The sequence below is a fragment of the Pseudomonas sp. SH10-3B genome (assembly GCF_019891415.1).
In the GTDB taxonomy this organism is placed as follows: domain Bacteria; phylum Pseudomonadota; class Gammaproteobacteria; order Pseudomonadales; family Pseudomonadaceae; genus Aquipseudomonas.
The window spans coordinates 1-293 of record NZ_JAFLXD010000152.1; the positions used below are offsets into that span (position 1 = coordinate 1).

General features: G+C 48.1%; 1 tRNA gene. It reads left to right on the forward strand.

Annotated elements, in window-relative coordinates:
- The first annotated feature begins 203 nt into the window (after positions 1 to 203).
- A tRNA-Leu gene (locus J1G35_RS30760) sits at positions 204 to 290 on the forward strand.
- Positions 291 to 293 lie beyond the last annotated feature (3 nt).

The following is a 293-nucleotide window of genomic DNA, read 5'->3' on the forward strand; positions in this document are numbered from 1 at the left end:
TGCTGGTGATCGCAAGGTCGTGGAAGTTCGAGTCTTCTCCTGGGCACCAAATTCAGATCAAACCCGCGAAAGCGGGTTTTTTCGTTTCAGGCTTCTGATTTTTAACGAGAAAATTGATTTATATTTTTCGAATCAGGGGTTTACAGATTAAAACGCCCGCCGTATAGTTCGCCCCATCAACAGCGGCAACGTTGCTTGATAATGCCCAGGTGGTGAAATTGGTAGACACGCCAGCTTCAGGTGCTGGTGATCGCAAGGTCGTGGAAGTTCGAGTCTTCTCCTGGGCACCAAAT